Source organism: Pseudomonas sp. PDM02, from assembly GCF_014852285.1.
Taxonomy (GTDB): Bacteria; Pseudomonadota; Gammaproteobacteria; order Pseudomonadales; family Pseudomonadaceae; genus Aquipseudomonas; species Aquipseudomonas migulae.
This window is the reverse complement of the sequence record NZ_JACVBL010000002.1, coordinates 1-14,998: the sequence shown is the minus strand read 5'-3', so window position 1 is coordinate 14,998 and position 14,998 is coordinate 1. Positions and strand designations below refer to the sequence as shown.

The window sequence follows — 14,998 nt, the reverse complement described above, 5'->3', positions numbered from 1 at the left end:
ACACGAAGCTCGTGACGGTCCGTCGAGGTGAGCCACTAAAATGATATCGTCAATATTTTGAACTACACTAGCGTAATACTTAATCGCGATCAAAATTATTTTTTAATCGCCATTTTTTTGACTTGGCGCTGTTTTTTTGGCTGCAGATCTATGCATGCATTCACCGAAAAAACGGCTCGACCGGACGGCGCGCGATTATCCACTCAAGCCTGAACGGCCGCTCATTTTGGCGCCGAATGGCAGGCTCATTCAGTCGCTGACAACATCACGAACACGAGTAACAACGGAGCAATAAGCGGACCATTTACCCAGGCAATTAACGAACAGACGTTTAGTTGTTTCGTATATATCTTTTAAATCAATTAGTTACTTAGTTCATAAGCATGTTTTGCCACGGCCTGACATCAAGGCACCGCTCCGTTGGCTATGCTGCTGACAGACCTATGCGGGTCATTCATGAGGGATGCTCAATGTTCTACGTGCAACGCAATGCAGACGGCCAACTGATGCGCGTGGAAACCGAGGCCTATGCCGGGTCGACCGAAATACTCCCGGCCGACCACCCCGATCTTCAAGCCTGGTTTGCCAGCGAAGTCATGGCGACCAGCCACAAACAACTTCAGCAAATCAAACAACTCAAGCAATTGAGGCAAAGTGACCTGGACATGATCCGGGTACTCGACGACCTGATTCAGGTGCTGACCGATAAGGGCGTGATTCGCGTCACCGACCTGCCGGCCGCCGCACAGGCCAAACTGATGGACCGGTCACAGGCCCGGGAAGCGTTGGGTGGGTTGAGTAATCTGGTGGATGAGGATGATTCGGGGTTGATCTGATCCAACCTTTGTCGTTGTCTGTGCTGACGCCATCGCGAGCAAGCCCGCTCCCACAAGGATCAGGGCTGATCACAAAGTTGCAATCAACCACAAAACCCTGTGGGAGCGGGCTTGCTCGCGAAAGCGGTCTGACTGACATCTCAGGCCAAGGTTCTAACCCCAAGGCTTGGGCTCACCAAACAACTGCCCCTGCACACCGTAAATCCCCATCTCGCGGATCACCGCCAGCTCCCCGTCCGTCTCGACCCGCTCGGCAATCAACGGCAAGTCGATGCTGTGCGCCGCCCGCTGAATCGCCTCGATGAACAAACGCTTGTCGCTCTCCTGATCAATCGCGCGGATGTAAACGCCGTCGATCTTCAAATACGCCAACCCGAGCCGTGCCAGGTTGCCGATCATGCTGAAGCGCCCGCCAAAGTGTTGCAGGCTCAACGAGAATCCGAGTTCACGTAGTCGCCGTGTCAGCTCTTCCAGCTCAGTCTGCTCCGGCAGTTGTTCCTCGCCGATCTCCAGCGTCAGCCGCGACCCCAAACTGGAATGAGCCCGCAAAATATCGAAGAGTTGACCCAGCGCCTGCGGATTGGCCAGCGTCGCCGAGGACAGGTTCAGCGCCAACGACGCTTCATGGTCGGCCATCTGCTCGAGCACCCGCTCCAGCATCAGGCGGTCCAGGCGCGCGGCCCAGCCGAAACGCTCAAGCCACGGCAAGAACCGGCCGGCGGGGATCGCCTGGCCCTGCTCGTCGATCAGGCGTGAAAGCACTTTGTAATGCAGCACCAGCGTCGTGTCCTGGCTGGCCACCACCGGCTGGAAATACAGCTCGAAGCGCTGCTGACTCAGCGCCAGATCGAGCAAGCTGTGCCAGGCATGATGATCATCGCCGACAGGGGCCGACGTTGCGCGGTCCAGGCACACCCACCGGGAATCGCCCTGGCCTTCGGCCTGCGCCAGTGCCTGATCCGCCAGCCCGAGCACCGCTTGCGGGGCGTCGCCATACACAAACGGCGCCAGCCCGATGAAGGCCACTGCGGCCACGTCGGTGGCGCCGGTCGCATGCAGGGTGACCAAGGCGCTGTCGAGGTTTTGCGCCAGTTGCAGCGCTTCTGCGCGCAGCAGTCCCGGCGCCAGCACGGCAAATTCACCACCGCGGATCCGTGTGACAAGGTTCAGCGTTTCGGGGTATTTGGCGCACTCGCGGGACAGTTGCTCGCCGACCGCTATCAACAAATCATCGGTGTGTTGACCGCCCAGGCGCTGATTCAGCCCGGCGAGGTCCTTGACCCGTAACAGCAGCAAATAACCCGAACTCGCCTGCTCCGGATTGCTCACCCGCGCGTTCAATTGCATCTCGAAATAGCGCCGGTTGGCCAACCCGGTCAGGTTGTCCTGATAGGACTCGGCGCGCAGTTTTTCACTGCGTTCGGCCTGCTCCTGGAACAACGCCTTGAGCTTCTCGACCATCTGGTTCATGGCCTGCACCACCCGGCGCAATTCAGGTGTGCGCGGCAGGTCCGGCAGGCTGAGGAATTCGCGGCGGGCAATGGCGTGGGATTGCTGGACCATGTAGTCCAGCGGTTTCAATTGCCGGCGCAACAGCAACGCACCGAGCGCCGCACTCACCGCGCCGCAAAGCAGCAACCAGCCGAGACTGCCCAGTGCGCTCTGCCAAAGCTTGGCCAGCGCGAACATCGGATGGCTGACCACTTCGACCCGCGCGGCCTGCTCCCAGCCACGGCTGACAATCGCATCGCCACCCGCAGGTTCCAGGCCGATCAGTTTGATGAACCAGTCCGGCACATTGGTGACCGCCGGGATGCCGTTGCGTTCGACCAGCGTCTTGTCGTTCGACAGATCGACCACGCGGATGCTCGCGTAGTAACCGCTGTCGAAGATCGAGCTGACCAGCAGCTCGACCATCGCCGGGTCATCGATGTTCGGCGTCAACGACAGCGCCAACGCCGTCGCGGCGTCCTGGGCGTGGGAGCGCAACTGGTTGACGTATTGGGCGCGCGAGCTCTCGAGGCTGACCATGAAGCTGCCGGTGAAGGCGACCACCAGGAACAGACAAATAGCGATCAATAGCTGTTTGAACAAAGACATCTGAGCGCGTGCTCCTAGTTAATCGTTTCGACCGGGAATCCTTCCGCCTGCATTTTCTTCAACACATCCTGCCAACGGGACAACCGCTTGGTATCGCCCACTTTCTTGTTGCCCTTGGCACCCGGCAACCACAAGCCTTCGGCATTGAAAGCGTAGACGGGCAACAGATCGGTACGTTGGCTGGCGGGCTTGATCGCGTCGATCAGGCTGTCGAGCACCAGCGGCATGGCGTCGGGGCTGGCGTAGTAGGTCAGCACCATGTGCGCGCGATTGAGGCTCAGGGCCTTAACGTAAGTAATGCGCAACTTGTCACTGGAAACGCCGAGGCGGCGCAGGCTGAAATACTTGGCGATGGCGAAGTCTTCGCAATCACCGGCGCCTTTCCACAAGGCTTCGATCGGGGTTTCCCAATAATCGACCTCGTGCCACAGGTCGATGTCCTCTTCATAGCGCATCTGTTTGTTGAAGAATTGGTTGACCACATTGAGCTGGTCCAGCTCACTGAGTTGCTTCTGCGTCGCCAACAATTGCTGCCAGGCATCGATGCGCTGCTGACCCTCGCCCAATGGCCCGTACAACGCCTGCGCCCGACGGCTGATCAGGGAAAAATCCCAGTCGGCGTGCAAGCCGCCCGAAATGACACCGGCCAGCAGCAACGCGCAGCACAACCAGCGCAAGGTCCGAGGGATCGCGAAACGTGCCGCCAATGCGAGGCATCCAGGGTGGGCAGGTGGAATCGATTGATGTTGAAGGTTAGCCTGTTAAATGACAATGGCACGGTGAGATCACTGCGGGCCGACTAAACTTGAAGTGTGACCCTGTGTGCGTTTGACAACCTGTCAGGCAGTCACTAGTGTCCTCTTGGATCCAAATTATCTCAGTCATTCAGGGTGCGTTGTAGTGACACAGAAGCCCAACCCTCTCAGCAGTATCAAGGTCAACGGGCCGATTCCCGCGCATTTGGCCCGCTCGGTCATCGAAGAGACCCTGCGTGCCGCCATTCTCGATGGTCGCATTCCTTGCGGCACGGCCCTTCGCCAACAAGACCTGGCCGACCTGTTCGGTGTCAGCCGCATGCCGGTCCGTGAAGCCTTGCGCCAGCTCGAAGCCCATGCACTGCTTAACGTGGTCGCCCACAAAGGTGCGGTGGTCGCGCCACTGGTTCAGGGCGACGCCGTCGAGACTTACGCATTGCGCATCCTTCTGGAGTCCGAAGCCCTGCGCCTGTCGATCCCTTTGCTCACCAACGAAGACTTCGAGCAGGCCGCCCGTTACATCGACGAACTGGAAACGGAACACGATTACACCGAAATCGGCCGGCTTAACCGCCTGTTCCACATGTCGATGTATTGCAAGGCGCCTAACCGTCGGCTCTTGAGGCTGGTCGAAGACGGACTGAACGAAGAGGAACGCTTCCTGCGCTTCAACCTGGAAGCCATGGGCCTGGGCAAACTGTCCCAGGAAGATCACCGTGCGCTGCTGCGGGCGGTGGAAGACCGCGACATCGAGCGTTCGGTGAAGCTGCTCGAACATCACCTCAACCGAGGTGTCGAGGTCATCACCCGCTATCTCGAAAGCCCTGAAGCGCAAAGCAGAAAAACCTCGAAATAAATCACCCCGGCAACGGCGCGAGCAGGTCGACCTGCTCGCCCGCGCTTGCCGCGCCTGCACATCCTTTCTGCCAAACCCGCCCCTTGCACTGACCCTATGACGCGTCGGTGATAGCGGCTGCCTTGATTTACGCTCACTCTTGGGCTGCCAACGAATAACAAACGGGCGACGCACCGCATGAGCGGCGCAGTCCCCGCATCAAGAACCTAAGGAAGGAGTCTTGCCACGGGAAAGGAAGCATCGGCGTCCCGGCCAACTTCCACCCCTCAAATCACACTAACGATCACCCTTAGAAAGTTGCTTCGAGTGAGGCATTCACTCTTTATTTCGATTTCGACTTATATAAGCCGAAAGGAGCAACTACGCCCAAATAAAACTTACTCAAAAAGTCTTATTGGAACTTGTCACGCTCGAAAAAGTTAAACTTTAAAATAGTATAAAAATAACTTGCCCAGCACTTTATTCGTGTATTAGTTTTTCTCCGCCACTACTGGCTACTGGCTGCAACCCTTTAGCCATAAGACTTATATGCAACTAATACCGATCAATTCATTTGAGGCATCTGCTCGCCATCAGACTACTTAAAGCACTCGTTACTTATTGATCGCACCTCACTCCGGACCACTTATAGGCTCGCCATGAAATCGACTAAAGACCGTCTTAATCAGAAGAAAGCAGAACTTAGCGCGCACCCGATTTTCTCTGAAATACATTCGCTTTCGGTACTTCAACGCTTCATGGAATCCCATGTGTTTGCGGTATGGGATTTCATGTCGCTGACCAAGCGCCTGCAACAGGAACTGACCTGCGTTCAGTTGCCCTGGCTGCCGCCGAGCGATCCGCAGGCGGCGCGCCTGATCAACGAGATCGTGCTTGGTGAAGAGTCCGATGATCGTCCAGCCCACGGCCATTACAGCCATTTCGAGTTGTACCTCGATGCGATGCGCGAAGTGGGGGCCAGCACGACCGTCATCGAACGCTTCGTGGCGCTGCAGCAAGAAGGCGTGAGTTATGACGTGGCATTGCAGAGCGTGGACGTTGACCCGGCCGCTGCGCAGTTCGTGCGCCACACCTTGCACACCGCGCTGCATGCACCCGGTCACAGTGTTGCAGCGGCATTTTTGCACGGTCGCGAGAGCGTGATTCCGCAGATGTTCCAGCGGATTCTCGACGATTGGGGCATCGGTATCGAGCAAGCGCCGACCTTCCGTTACTACCTGGAACGGCACATCGAAGTCGATTCCGAAGACCACGGCCCGGCAGCGGAAAAGCTCCTCGCGCGATTGGTCAATGGCGATCCGCAACGCGAAGAAGACGTCTACGCCAGCGCCCTCGCCGCCGTGGAAAGCCGCATTGCCCTGTGGGACGGCCTGCGCCTGAGCATGAGCGAGCCGTTGGCGGAGGTGAACGCATGAACGCCGCCGACTACCAATCCTTCGCCGACGCCTGGGAAAGCCGCGCGACCATCCGCACCCGACCGCGCCGCGTGCTGGAGAACGACGAAAAGCTGATCTACCCGCTCAGCCGCCAACCGCTGGTATTGAGTGAAACCTTTCTGCGCGAATGCCCGGAGCAACGGGATTTCGCCCTGGTGCAGACGCTCTACAAATTCATCAACGACGTGGTGATTTTCGAAACCGAGATCGTCGACAAAACCGCGCGCAGCATCGCCAAGAACCGCTTTGCCGTGGCCTTCCCGTTCGCCTGCCGGTACGACGCCATGACCGTGGTGGTGGACGAGGATTATCACGCACTGGTGGCGATGGATTTCATGCAGCAAACCGTCGCCATGACGGGCATCACGCCCATCAGCCTGCCGGATGAAATCGAACTGAGCCGGGCGATTCCGGCCGCCGTGGCACTCGCACCGGAACACCTGCGCAGTGCCGTGGAGTTGATCTGCGTAGCCATCGCCGAGAACACCGTCACCGGCGATGTGGCGGCGTTTGCCAAGGACGACACGGTCAAGCAATCGATCAAGGGTTTGATGGCTGACCACCTGCTCGACGAGGGTCGTCACTCCGGCTTCTGGGCGCGAATGGTGCGCATCTACTGGCACACCGCAAGTGAAGAAGACCGCCAATGCATCGCGCAGATTCTGCCGGTGTTTATCGGCCATTACCTGACCAACGACATTCAGAAGTCGTTCGACTTCCGCCTGATCGATTCCTTGCAGATCAGCGAAGCCGCGCGCGCCGCACTCAAGCGCGAAGTGTCGGGACTGGCCTTCCCGATCAACCGCCATCACCCGTTGGTCGCCAACATCGTGCGGTTTTTCCGCAGCAGTTCGCTGCTCGATTCGCCGTGCGTTCAAGAAGCCCTGAGCGACTACCTGGTTTAACGAGGAGCACATCATGAGACGTCTCGACATTCTGCTCATCGGGCAGAGCCAGGCCCTGACCGACCTGGCGCTGGAGCTCGAACAACACGGTCATTTACTGATGCGGCTTGAGGCAGTTGATCAGCCTGCGGCGGGACCGTTCGATTTGCTGATCGACGACACAAGCCTGCCGTATGAGGACTTCGGCGCGACATCGCGACTGACGCTGCAACTGGGCATCGGCGAGCCGACGACTTCAGGTCTTGTGACGTTGGACTTGCTATGCCTGCACAGTTCGACGCTGCTCACGCGCGTGCCGATTGCCGACGAACCTTCGGGCAACGGCCAGGCATTGCGTGTGCGGGCGGTAGCGGAACTGGTAGATCATGTAGCGCTGTTGGTCAGTCGTTTCTCGCGGGACGCCGACTATTTTCTACTGGCCGAGCCAGCGACCCCGGTGCATTTCGAGCGGCTGGAAAGCCTGCGGTTCCTGGAGCACCTGGCCTTCGTCCATCGGCTCAATTCCACCGCTGATCCTCGGTTGCTGCAACTCGCGCAAGTGCCGATGATCGAGCGGCTTGAGCAGCGCTTCATGCAGTCCGCCGAAAGACCGGCGCTGAACCTTGCCGGCACGTCCCTCAGCTATCGCCAACTGCATACTCACAGCCGCGCCATCCAGCAGCGTTTGCAGCCAATGCTCGAACAACTCGACGGGCCTTGGGTGATCGGCATTTGCCTGCCGAAATGCAGCGCGTTGTATGCGGGGATTCTGGCGATTCTCGGCAGCGGCGCGGTGTATCTGCCGCTGGAGCCGAGCCATCCGCTGCAACGTCAGCACTACATTCTGTCGAATGCCGGTGCCGTGTTGCTGTTGCACGACGGGGAGCATCCTCTTGCATCCGAGATGCTCAGCCTGGACATCAGCGCGATCGACATCGACAGCGTGGATCTCGACCAACCGTTGATGCGCCAGCGCCCGGACCTCGACGCGCCGTGCATGGCGCTCTACACCTCCGGCACCACCGGCCATCCCAAAGGCGTGTTGCTCAGCCAGGCCAACCTAGCGCACTTCACCGCGTGGTACGCCGACTATGTGCAACTGACGGAGCAGAGCCGGGCGCTGCAGTTTTCGTCGTTGAGTTTCGACTCGTCGCTGATCGATATTTTCCCGACCCTGTTGCAGGGCGCCGAGCTGATCGTGCCCAGCGACGATCAACGCCGTGATCCGCTGCAACTGGTGGAACTGATCCGCCACCAACGCTTGAGCCACGCGTTTCTGCCACCAGCCTTGTTGAGCATTCTGCCGCTGGAGCAGTTGCAGGTGCTGGATCATGTGATGACCGGTGGTGATGTGTGCGAGCCCTATGTCATCGAGCAGCTCACCCGCCAGGGCAACCTCTACAACCTCTATGGCCCGACCGAAGCGACGGTGCTGATCACCGCGCGGCAACTGCGCGCCGGCGACAGCAATCGCACCCTCGGCGCGCCCATTGCCAACAGTCAGGTGCTGATTCTCGACGAGGATTTTCAGCCGGTGGGCGAACAGACCGTCGGCGAGTTGTACATCGTCGGGCCCGGTGTGTGCCTGGGCTATCTGAACAATCCGCAACAGACCGCCGAGCGCTATTTGAACGTGAGCCTGCCGAGCGGTGAGCACCTGCGGGCCTACCGCACCGGCGACATGGCGAAGTGGACCGACGCCGGTATCGAGCTGTGCGGACGCCGGGACAATCAGGTAAAGATTCGCGGCTTTCGGGTCGAGCCGGAGGAGATCGAACGTTGCCTGCGCGACAGTCAGCTGTACCGCCAGGTGGTCGTGGTCATCGACAGCCAACGGCGGATTCTGGCGTTCCTCGCCCAGCCTCAGGAAGCGCTACCCGGCGCGGCGCGTGAAGCGCTGAAAGCACACGCCACCCAGTTTCTGCCGGACTACATGCAGCCCACCGCCTGGACCGAACTGGCGAGTATGCCGTTTGCCAGCAACGGCAAGGTCGATCGTAAGGCCCTGCTGGAGCTGCCCGTCAGCATCGCCGAAAACACCGAGCGACGCTTGCCGGCCAGTGCCGATGAAGCGCTGCTGCTGGAGATCTGGGCCGAGCTGCTGGAGCTGCCAGCAAGCGACATTTCCACCGACGAAAGTTTCTTCAATTTGGGCGGCCACTCGATCCTGCTGTCGCGCATGCTGTTGCGCCTGCGTGAAGAGTTCGGTCGCAGCATCTCGATCAACCGCTTCATCGAACTGCCGACCATCGCGAAACTGGCGACACTGGTGCGCGGCTCCGGCACCGAAGAAGTGCTGAGCGAACAGGCCATGTCGGATGCCTTCCGCGAGCTGGATATCGAGCCGCTGCCCGTCAGTCGCATGGGTGATGTACACAAGGTGATCGTCACCGGCGCCAACAGTTTTGTCGGTGTGCATATTGTCGAGGCGTTGTTGGCGTGGGGCGCCAGCGAAGTGGCGTGTCTGGTGCGCGATGGCAGCGGGCAATCGGCGGCGGAACGCTTCGCCCACGCGTTGCGGGAAAACCGTCTGGAGCATCTGGATTTGAGCCGGGTGCGGGTTTACGCGGCGGACATCACACAGCCCTCGCTGGGGCTTGCGGTGGATGTTTATGAGCGCCTGGATCGCGAGTACGGCGCGCTGGTGCACAACGCCGCCAACGTCAATCACGTGCTGGATTACGAGTCGCTGGCGCGGGACAACGTCGAGCCAATCTTCGAGTGCCTGCGCCTGTGCGAAGGACGCAGTAAAAAAATCTTCAATTTCGTCTCGACGCTGTCGGCTTCGAGCACGATTTCCGCTGATGGCCGGGTGCTCGAACTGCCCGCCGCGCAGACTCCGCCGATCTACATCAAGAATGGCTACAACCTGTCCAAGTGGGTCGGCGAACGGATCCTGGAAAGGGCTCGGGAGCGCGGGGTGCGGGTCAATCTGTACCGGCCCGGCAACATCAGCTTCAACAGCTTGAGCGGCGTCTGCCAGCCGCACAAAAACCGCTTGATGCTGATGCTCAAAGGCTCGATCCAGCTCGGCCAGGTGCCGGAGTTCGCGTTGAATTTCGACCTGATGCCGGTGGACTTTCTCGCCCGTTTCATCGCCTTCCACGCCAGCCGATATTCAGCGGAAAAAGCGGTGTTCAACCTGCACAACCCCGAGCCGCTGAGTTGGGACGATTACGTCGCGTCCTTCCGTGAGGCGGGTCGGGAATTCTCCATGGTCAGCGTCTCCGACTGGCAGCAGCAATTGGGCCGGGTCGACAGCGACAACGCGCTGTTCGGCGTGCTCGGTTTTTACCTCAACGGCTTCGAAGAAGACATCGGCGACATCTCGATGATCGGCCATGACAACGCTCAGGCCGGCGTGCGGCAGATGGGCGCGCACTACCCGGAAAAATCCCCGGCGCTGCTGCGTCGCGGCTGCGACTACCTCAAAGAAATCAACTTCATCTGAATCACTCAAGCGGAGCAAAACCATGAAAAACCTGCAACCCGATACCCTGATCAAAAACCCGCAAGGCTGCCACGTCGTGTCTTCGGTGGACGTGCCGGCGCAGGCCGAAAAAGTCTGGGCGGTGGTCGGCAACTTTGCCGGCTTCGATCAATTCATCCCGGCGTTGTCGCACATCGAGACGACCGGCGAAGGCGTGTCATCGCTGCGCAAGAAATTCTTCAAGGACGGCAACCTGGTGGTCGAGCAACTCAATTCGCGGGATGACCAGGCGCGGAGCATGACCTGGACCACGATCTACAACACCTTGGGCGTGGCCAATTTGTGGGCGGCGATGACGGTTGAGGTGCTGGGCGAAGGCAAGTCCCGAGCGACATGGACCATCATCGCCGAGCCAGCTCAGGGTGGCGCCGAGGCACTGCCGGGGTTCAAGGATTTTGTGCAGGGGTTTGCCGATGATGCGATGAATAATGTGTTGAAGTTGTTTGCGTAGGACACACTTTTTTCGGTGATGCGCCAGTCCTCTTCGCGGGCAAGCCTCGCTCCTACAAGGTATCGAGTAACCTGTAGGAGCGAGGCTTGCCCGCGAAGAACGATAACGCGGTAGATCTGACCTGAATCAGATCTTGAAGCTATCAACCAACTGCTTCAACCGATTCGCCTGCAACGACAATGCATCGCAATCCTTCAACGTTTCATTGAGGTTGGCCACACTCTGCTGATTCAGCAGATTGATCTGGTTAACGTCGACGTTGAGGGTTTCCACCACCGCCGTCTGCTCCTCGGTCGCTGCCGCCACCGACTGGTTCATCCCGTCGATTTCGCCAATGCGCTTCGTCACGCTGACCAGACGCAGACCCGCCTGGTTCGCCACTTCAACGCTCTCTTCGCTGGAGACCTGACTGGCGTTCATGGTGGTCACCGCTTCACGCGAGCCGACCTGCAGCGACGTGATCATCTTGTGAATCTCCTCGGCTGATTCCTGCGTGCGATGCGCCAGGTTGCGTACCTCGTCCGCCACCACCGCAAAACCACGTCCGGCTTCACCGGCGCGTGCCGCTTCGATGGCGGCGTTGAGCGCCAACAAGTTGGTCTGCTGGGAGATGCCTTTGATCACATCGAGAATGTGCCCGATGTTGTCGGTGCTCGCGTTCAGGGTTTCGATCTGCGTGCACGACAGGCTGATTTTCTGTGACAGCTCGGTCATGGCCAGAATGGTTTTTTCCACCACCTGACGACCATCATCGGCCTGCTCGCTCGCGCCGCTTGCATGCTGCGAAGCGTCGGCGGCGTTGCGGGCGATTTCCTGGGTGGCGGCGCCCAACTGGTTAATCGCCGCCGCCACGCTGTTGGTGCGCGCACTTTGTTCGTCGGAACCGACGATCGACGCGTTGGACGAAGCCATCACCCGTTGCGACAGGTCATGGACCTGCCGGGTTGCCGAGGACACTTCGGAAATCGACGCGTGAATTCGCTCCACGAACTGGTTGAAGGAGCCGCCCAGTTCGCCGAATTCATCTTTGCTTTCCACGGACAGTCGACGGGTCAGGTCGCCTTCGCCCTGGGCGATGTCCTGCATCGCACGACCCATGGTGGTCAACGGGCGCATCAGCACGTTGATCAGCAGGGTCAGCAGCACCGCAATGACGGTGACAGCGATAAACATCGCGATCAACGCCGAGGTGCGGAATTGGCTCAATGGTGCGTAGGCCTTGTCCTTATCGATCGACAGACCGATGTACCACGCAGCATTCGGCAAACCGTTGACCGGGGTGAACGAGAGGATGCGTTCCTGATTGTTCAGGGTGACTTGCTGATTGCCCTTCTCGATGCGCAGGCCGGCGTTGGGGTAGATGTCCTTCAGGTTCTTCATGACCTGGTCTTTGTCAGGGCTGACGATCACCTGGCCGTCGGCACTGACCAGAAACGCATGGCCAATGCCGCCGAAGTCCACCGAGTTGATGATCTTCACCAGGGTTTCCAGGCTCAGGTCACCGCCGACCACGCCAAGCAACTCGCCATTCTTTTTCACCGGCATGGCGATGGTCACGACCAACCCACCGACGGCCGCCATGTAAGGCGGGGTCAGCATGGTTTTGTCAGCGACAACCGCTTGCTTGTACCAGGGACGCTGACGCGGATCGTAGCCATCCGGCATCTTCGCGTCTGGGCGCTGAGTGAACACGCCATTAGTCTGGCCGACGTACGTGAACTGGAAGTTGGAGGTGAAGGCCGGCTGATCAACCAGCCCCGGCAGATCGGCATTGGCGCCTTGATGAGCGACGTTTTGCGCGAGGTTTTCCAGCACCAGCACGCGGCCGCTCATCCAGTTCTGCACGCTGCTGGCGGTCAGGTCGCCGGCTTGTTGAACAGAGGATTCGAGGTTTTGCCGAATGGTATTTCGCTGCAGATAGTCGTTGTACAAAGTGAACAACGCAAAAGCCAGCACCACGACGCCGGAGGCGGCCAACAGGATTTTATGGCTGAACTTGAGATTCATTTCATAGGGCTTCTATGCAGAAAGTGGGGATGCGTTCCGGGTTGCAACATTCCATGTACAGCTCAAGCGGCTCTATGGCCGCTCTACTTTGGTGCACGCATGTCTCACCAGTCTGTCGGCACAGGCGGGATAAATCTTAGGGGCATGTACGAAATGACCGGTATTTCCGTCAGATACCCGCCGAACGGCGTGCTAGAGCGCTTGAGTAGCATTGGTGTGATGACGGTTGTTCGAGCGGCAGTTGCAAATTCCCCGTCCCTTGACAACAATGCGAGTAATTATCATTTGTGACGTTCGGGCTAATGCAGCCGAAGGGCTCACTCTCAACGTTCGGTGGAGCGCTATGTCGCTGATTCGCTCTATCACTGCTACCTGCTGCGGTACCCAACATGATGCCTGTGGATAATCCTGCACTGGGTCGGCGTGGCGAACCTCATCAACAGGTGGTCAAACAAGCCATCCACTGGCTGCTGCGCTTGCGAAACAACGCGAGCAATTCCAGGCTGCGCCAGCAATGCGATGTCTGGCGGGCAGAACATCAGGAACACGAATTGGCCTGGCAACGGGTGCAGTCGCTGCACGCCGAACTCAGCAACAATCTGCATGCGGTACCCGGTGCCCACGTCGCCTTCAACACGCTGGAAAACAGCGCTCAAGGACTGGGCAGGCGCCAGGCCTTGAAACTGTTGTCGGGTGCGTTGTTGATGGGATCGGCAGCATGGCTGGGCAGGGATCTGACGGGCTGGCAACAGTGGACCGCGGATTTCGCCACCGCTACAGGCGAACGCCGTGGTTTCCAGCTGCCGGATGGCACGCGACTGGAACTGAACACCGCCAGCTCAGTGGATCTGGACTACACCGCGCACCAGCGTCGGATCAAACTGACCCGTGGCGAAATCATCGTGACGTGCGGCGGGGCCGATGAAGGATCTTCACTGGATCGACCGCTACGCGTGCACAGTCACCACGGTGTGTATGAGGGCGTCGCCGCACGTTTCATCCTTCGCCAGGAAGCGGACTGCACGCGGCTCAGCGTGACCAGCGGCATGGTCGCGATCCATTCACCACTGCCTGCCGATGGCATGCCGATTCAGGTGCAGGCCGGTCAGAACTATGTGATTGATCATCAGCGGGCACGTTTGGCACCACCGCAGGCCATGGATGTCGGCGCCTGGGTCGACGGTCTGATCGTTACCCGCAACATGCGTCTTGGCGATTTCCTGCAGGAGGTCGGGCGCTACCGCCTTGGTTATCTGACGTGCGCAACAGATATCGCCGACTTGCGGCTGTCCGGTGTCTTCCGGTTGGAGGACACCGACAAACTGCTGGCCATCCTTCCGCAGACCTTGCCCGTGCAACTGCGCTACCGCACCCGATGGTGGGTGACGTTGGAGCGGCAGTCAGCAGCCACCGCTACAACGTTGCCGCCGGACGTTTGAGCGATGTGCTCAATCAATTTGTGCGCCAGGTGGGCAACTGATCGAAAACCGCCACAGTGAGCTATCAATTCTAAATACTCGGCATACAAAAAAGCCAGCCCTTGATATTCAGGGGCTGGCTTTTTTGTTTCTTGAAGGCGGCCTATCGGGATATTAGCGAGCCCGAAACGACAAAACCCCTGTCTGCGTTAACAGACAGGGGTTTCGGAATTCAATCTTGACGATGACCTACTCTCACATGGGGAAACCCCACACTACCATCGGCGATGCATCGTTTCACTGCTGAGTTCGGGATGGGATCAGGTGGTTCCAATGCTCTATGGTCGTCAAGAAATTCTGTGACCAGCCCGTTACGTTGTAACGTGCCAGCAAAATTGGTGACTTCTACTAAAACAAAACCCCAACTGCTTTCGCAATTGGGGTTTCGGAATTTAATCTTGACGATGACCTACTCTCACATGGGGAAACCCCACACTACCATCGGCGATGCATCGTTTCACTGCTGAGTTCGGGATGGGATCAGGTGGTTCCAATGCTCTATGGTCGTCAAGAAATTCTTGAGCTGACGCGTCTTACGACGTTCCAGCGAATTGGGTATGCGATAGTTTGTGTGTTGCTCTCGAACTTTCGGTTCATTGCGTCTTCACACACCGCAATCTGATGCTCTTTCGAGTAGTCAAATTGCTTGGGTGTTATATGGTCAAGCCTCACGGGCAATTAGTATTGGTTAGCTCAACGCCTCAC

At 58.7% G+C, this 14,998-nt stretch carries 10 protein-coding genes, 2 rRNA genes and 1 pseudogene; 8 read left to right on the top strand and 5 right to left on the bottom strand.

The window, feature by feature from the left end; all coding sequences use genetic code 11:
- The first annotated feature begins 470 nt into the window (after positions 1–470).
- Entirely contained in the window at positions 471–836 is a 366-nt protein-coding gene (locus IB245_RS03630) for a tryptophan synthase subunit beta (RefSeq protein ID WP_192226609.1), read from the top strand.
- 153 nt (positions 837–989) lie between these two features.
- Here the strand turns inward: IB245_RS03630 and lapD are convergent, their stop codons facing one another.
- Positions 990–2,936, bottom strand: a complete 1,947-nt coding sequence (gene lapD, locus IB245_RS03625) for a cyclic di-GMP receptor LapD (RefSeq protein WP_192226607.1) — start codon at positions 2,934–2,936, stop codon at positions 990–992.
- Between the two features lie 14 nt (positions 2,937–2,950).
- The gene (gene lapG / locus IB245_RS03620) at positions 2,951–3,643 is read right to left on the bottom strand and encodes a cysteine protease LapG (protein ID WP_192226605.1); all 693 of its coding nucleotides are present in this window, start codon (positions 3,641–3,643) and stop codon (positions 2,951–2,953) included.
- 193 nt (positions 3,644–3,836) lie between these two features.
- On the opposite strand from lapG, the gene IB245_RS03615 reads away from it, so the two are divergent.
- From IB245_RS03615 to IB245_RS03595, 5 genes are all read left to right on the top strand, one after another.
- The gene (locus IB245_RS03615) at positions 3,837–4,547 is read left to right on the top strand and encodes a GntR family transcriptional regulator (protein WP_008039600.1); all 711 of its coding nucleotides are present in this window, start codon (positions 3,837–3,839) and stop codon (positions 4,545–4,547) included.
- Positions 4,548–5,185: 638 nt separating this feature from the next.
- On the top strand, positions 5,186–5,962 hold the full coding sequence (locus IB245_RS03610) for a DUF3050 domain-containing protein (protein WP_192226603.1): 777 nt from the start codon (positions 5,186–5,188) through the stop codon (positions 5,960–5,962).
- Complete coding sequence (locus IB245_RS03605; protein ID WP_192226601.1) at positions 5,959–6,888, top strand: diiron oxygenase; 930 nt, start codon at positions 5,959–5,961, stop codon at positions 6,886–6,888. Before IB245_RS03610 ends, IB245_RS03605 begins: the two co-directional genes overlap by 4 nt.
- 13 nt (positions 6,889–6,901) lie before the next feature.
- Positions 6,902–10,318 (top strand): non-ribosomal peptide synthetase, encoded by a 3,417-nt coding sequence (locus IB245_RS03600; RefSeq protein WP_192226599.1) that lies wholly within the window; start codon positions 6,902–6,904, stop codon positions 10,316–10,318.
- A 22-nt stretch (positions 10,319–10,340) separates the two neighbouring features.
- Entirely contained in the window at positions 10,341–10,808 is a 468-nt protein-coding gene (locus IB245_RS03595; RefSeq protein WP_192226597.1) for an SRPBCC family protein, read from the top strand.
- A 126-nt stretch (positions 10,809–10,934) separates the two neighbouring features.
- On the opposite strand, the gene IB245_RS03590 is transcribed toward IB245_RS03595, so the two are convergent.
- A complete protein-coding gene (locus IB245_RS03590) occupies positions 10,935–12,815 on the bottom strand; it encodes a methyl-accepting chemotaxis protein (RefSeq protein ID WP_008024479.1) in 1,881 nt (626 codons plus the stop codon).
- Between the two features lie 309 nt (positions 12,816–13,124).
- On the opposite strand from IB245_RS03590, the pseudogene IB245_RS29285 reads away from it, so the two are divergent.
- Together IB245_RS29285 and IB245_RS03585 are read left to right on the top strand one after the other, a co-directional pair.
- Positions 13,125–13,208, top strand: a pseudogene (locus IB245_RS29285) (RNA polymerase subunit sigma); the annotation flags it as partial.
- Positions 13,208–14,254 (top strand): FecR domain-containing protein, encoded by a 1,047-nt coding sequence (locus IB245_RS03585; protein WP_192227007.1) that lies wholly within the window; start codon positions 13,208–13,210, stop codon positions 14,252–14,254. The pseudogene IB245_RS29285 and the gene IB245_RS03585, both read left to right, overlap by 1 nt.
- A gap of 215 nt (positions 14,255–14,469) precedes the next feature.
- Here IB245_RS03585 and rrf (IB245_RS03580) read toward each other — a convergent pair.
- Together rrf (IB245_RS03580) and rrf (IB245_RS03575) are read right to left on the bottom strand one after the other, a co-directional pair.
- A 5S ribosomal RNA gene (gene rrf / locus IB245_RS03580) occupies positions 14,470–14,585 on the bottom strand.
- A gap of 104 nt (positions 14,586–14,689) precedes the next feature.
- Positions 14,690–14,805 (bottom strand): 5S ribosomal RNA (gene rrf / locus IB245_RS03575).
- Positions 14,806–14,998: the final 193 nt, after the last annotated feature.

What these genes read in the sequence shown, in the direction of transcription:
- IB245_RS03595 (WP_192226597.1), top strand. Translation starts at nt 10,341, where the DNA reads ATGAAAAACCTGCAACCCGATACCCTGATCAAAAACCCGCAAGGCTGC.
- IB245_RS03600 (WP_192226599.1), top strand. Translation starts at nt 6,902, where the DNA reads ATGAGACGTCTCGACATTCTGCTCATCGGGCAGAGCCAGGCCCTGACC.
- IB245_RS03585 (WP_192227007.1), top strand. Translation starts at nt 13,208, where the DNA reads ATGCCTGTGGATAATCCTGCACTGGGTCGGCGTGGCGAACCTCATCAA.
- IB245_RS03590 (WP_008024479.1), bottom strand. Translation starts at nt 12,815, where the DNA reads ATGAATCTCAAGTTCAGCCATAAAATCCTGTTGGCCGCCTCCGGCGTC.
- IB245_RS03630 (WP_192226609.1), top strand. Translation starts at nt 471, where the DNA reads ATGTTCTACGTGCAACGCAATGCAGACGGCCAACTGATGCGCGTGGAA.
- IB245_RS03605 (WP_192226601.1), top strand. Translation starts at nt 5,959, where the DNA reads ATGAACGCCGCCGACTACCAATCCTTCGCCGACGCCTGGGAAAGCCGC.
- lapD (WP_192226607.1), bottom strand. Translation starts at nt 2,936, where the DNA reads ATGTCTTTGTTCAAACAGCTATTGATCGCTATTTGTCTGTTCCTGGTG.
- IB245_RS03610 (WP_192226603.1), top strand. Translation starts at nt 5,186, where the DNA reads ATGAAATCGACTAAAGACCGTCTTAATCAGAAGAAAGCAGAACTTAGC.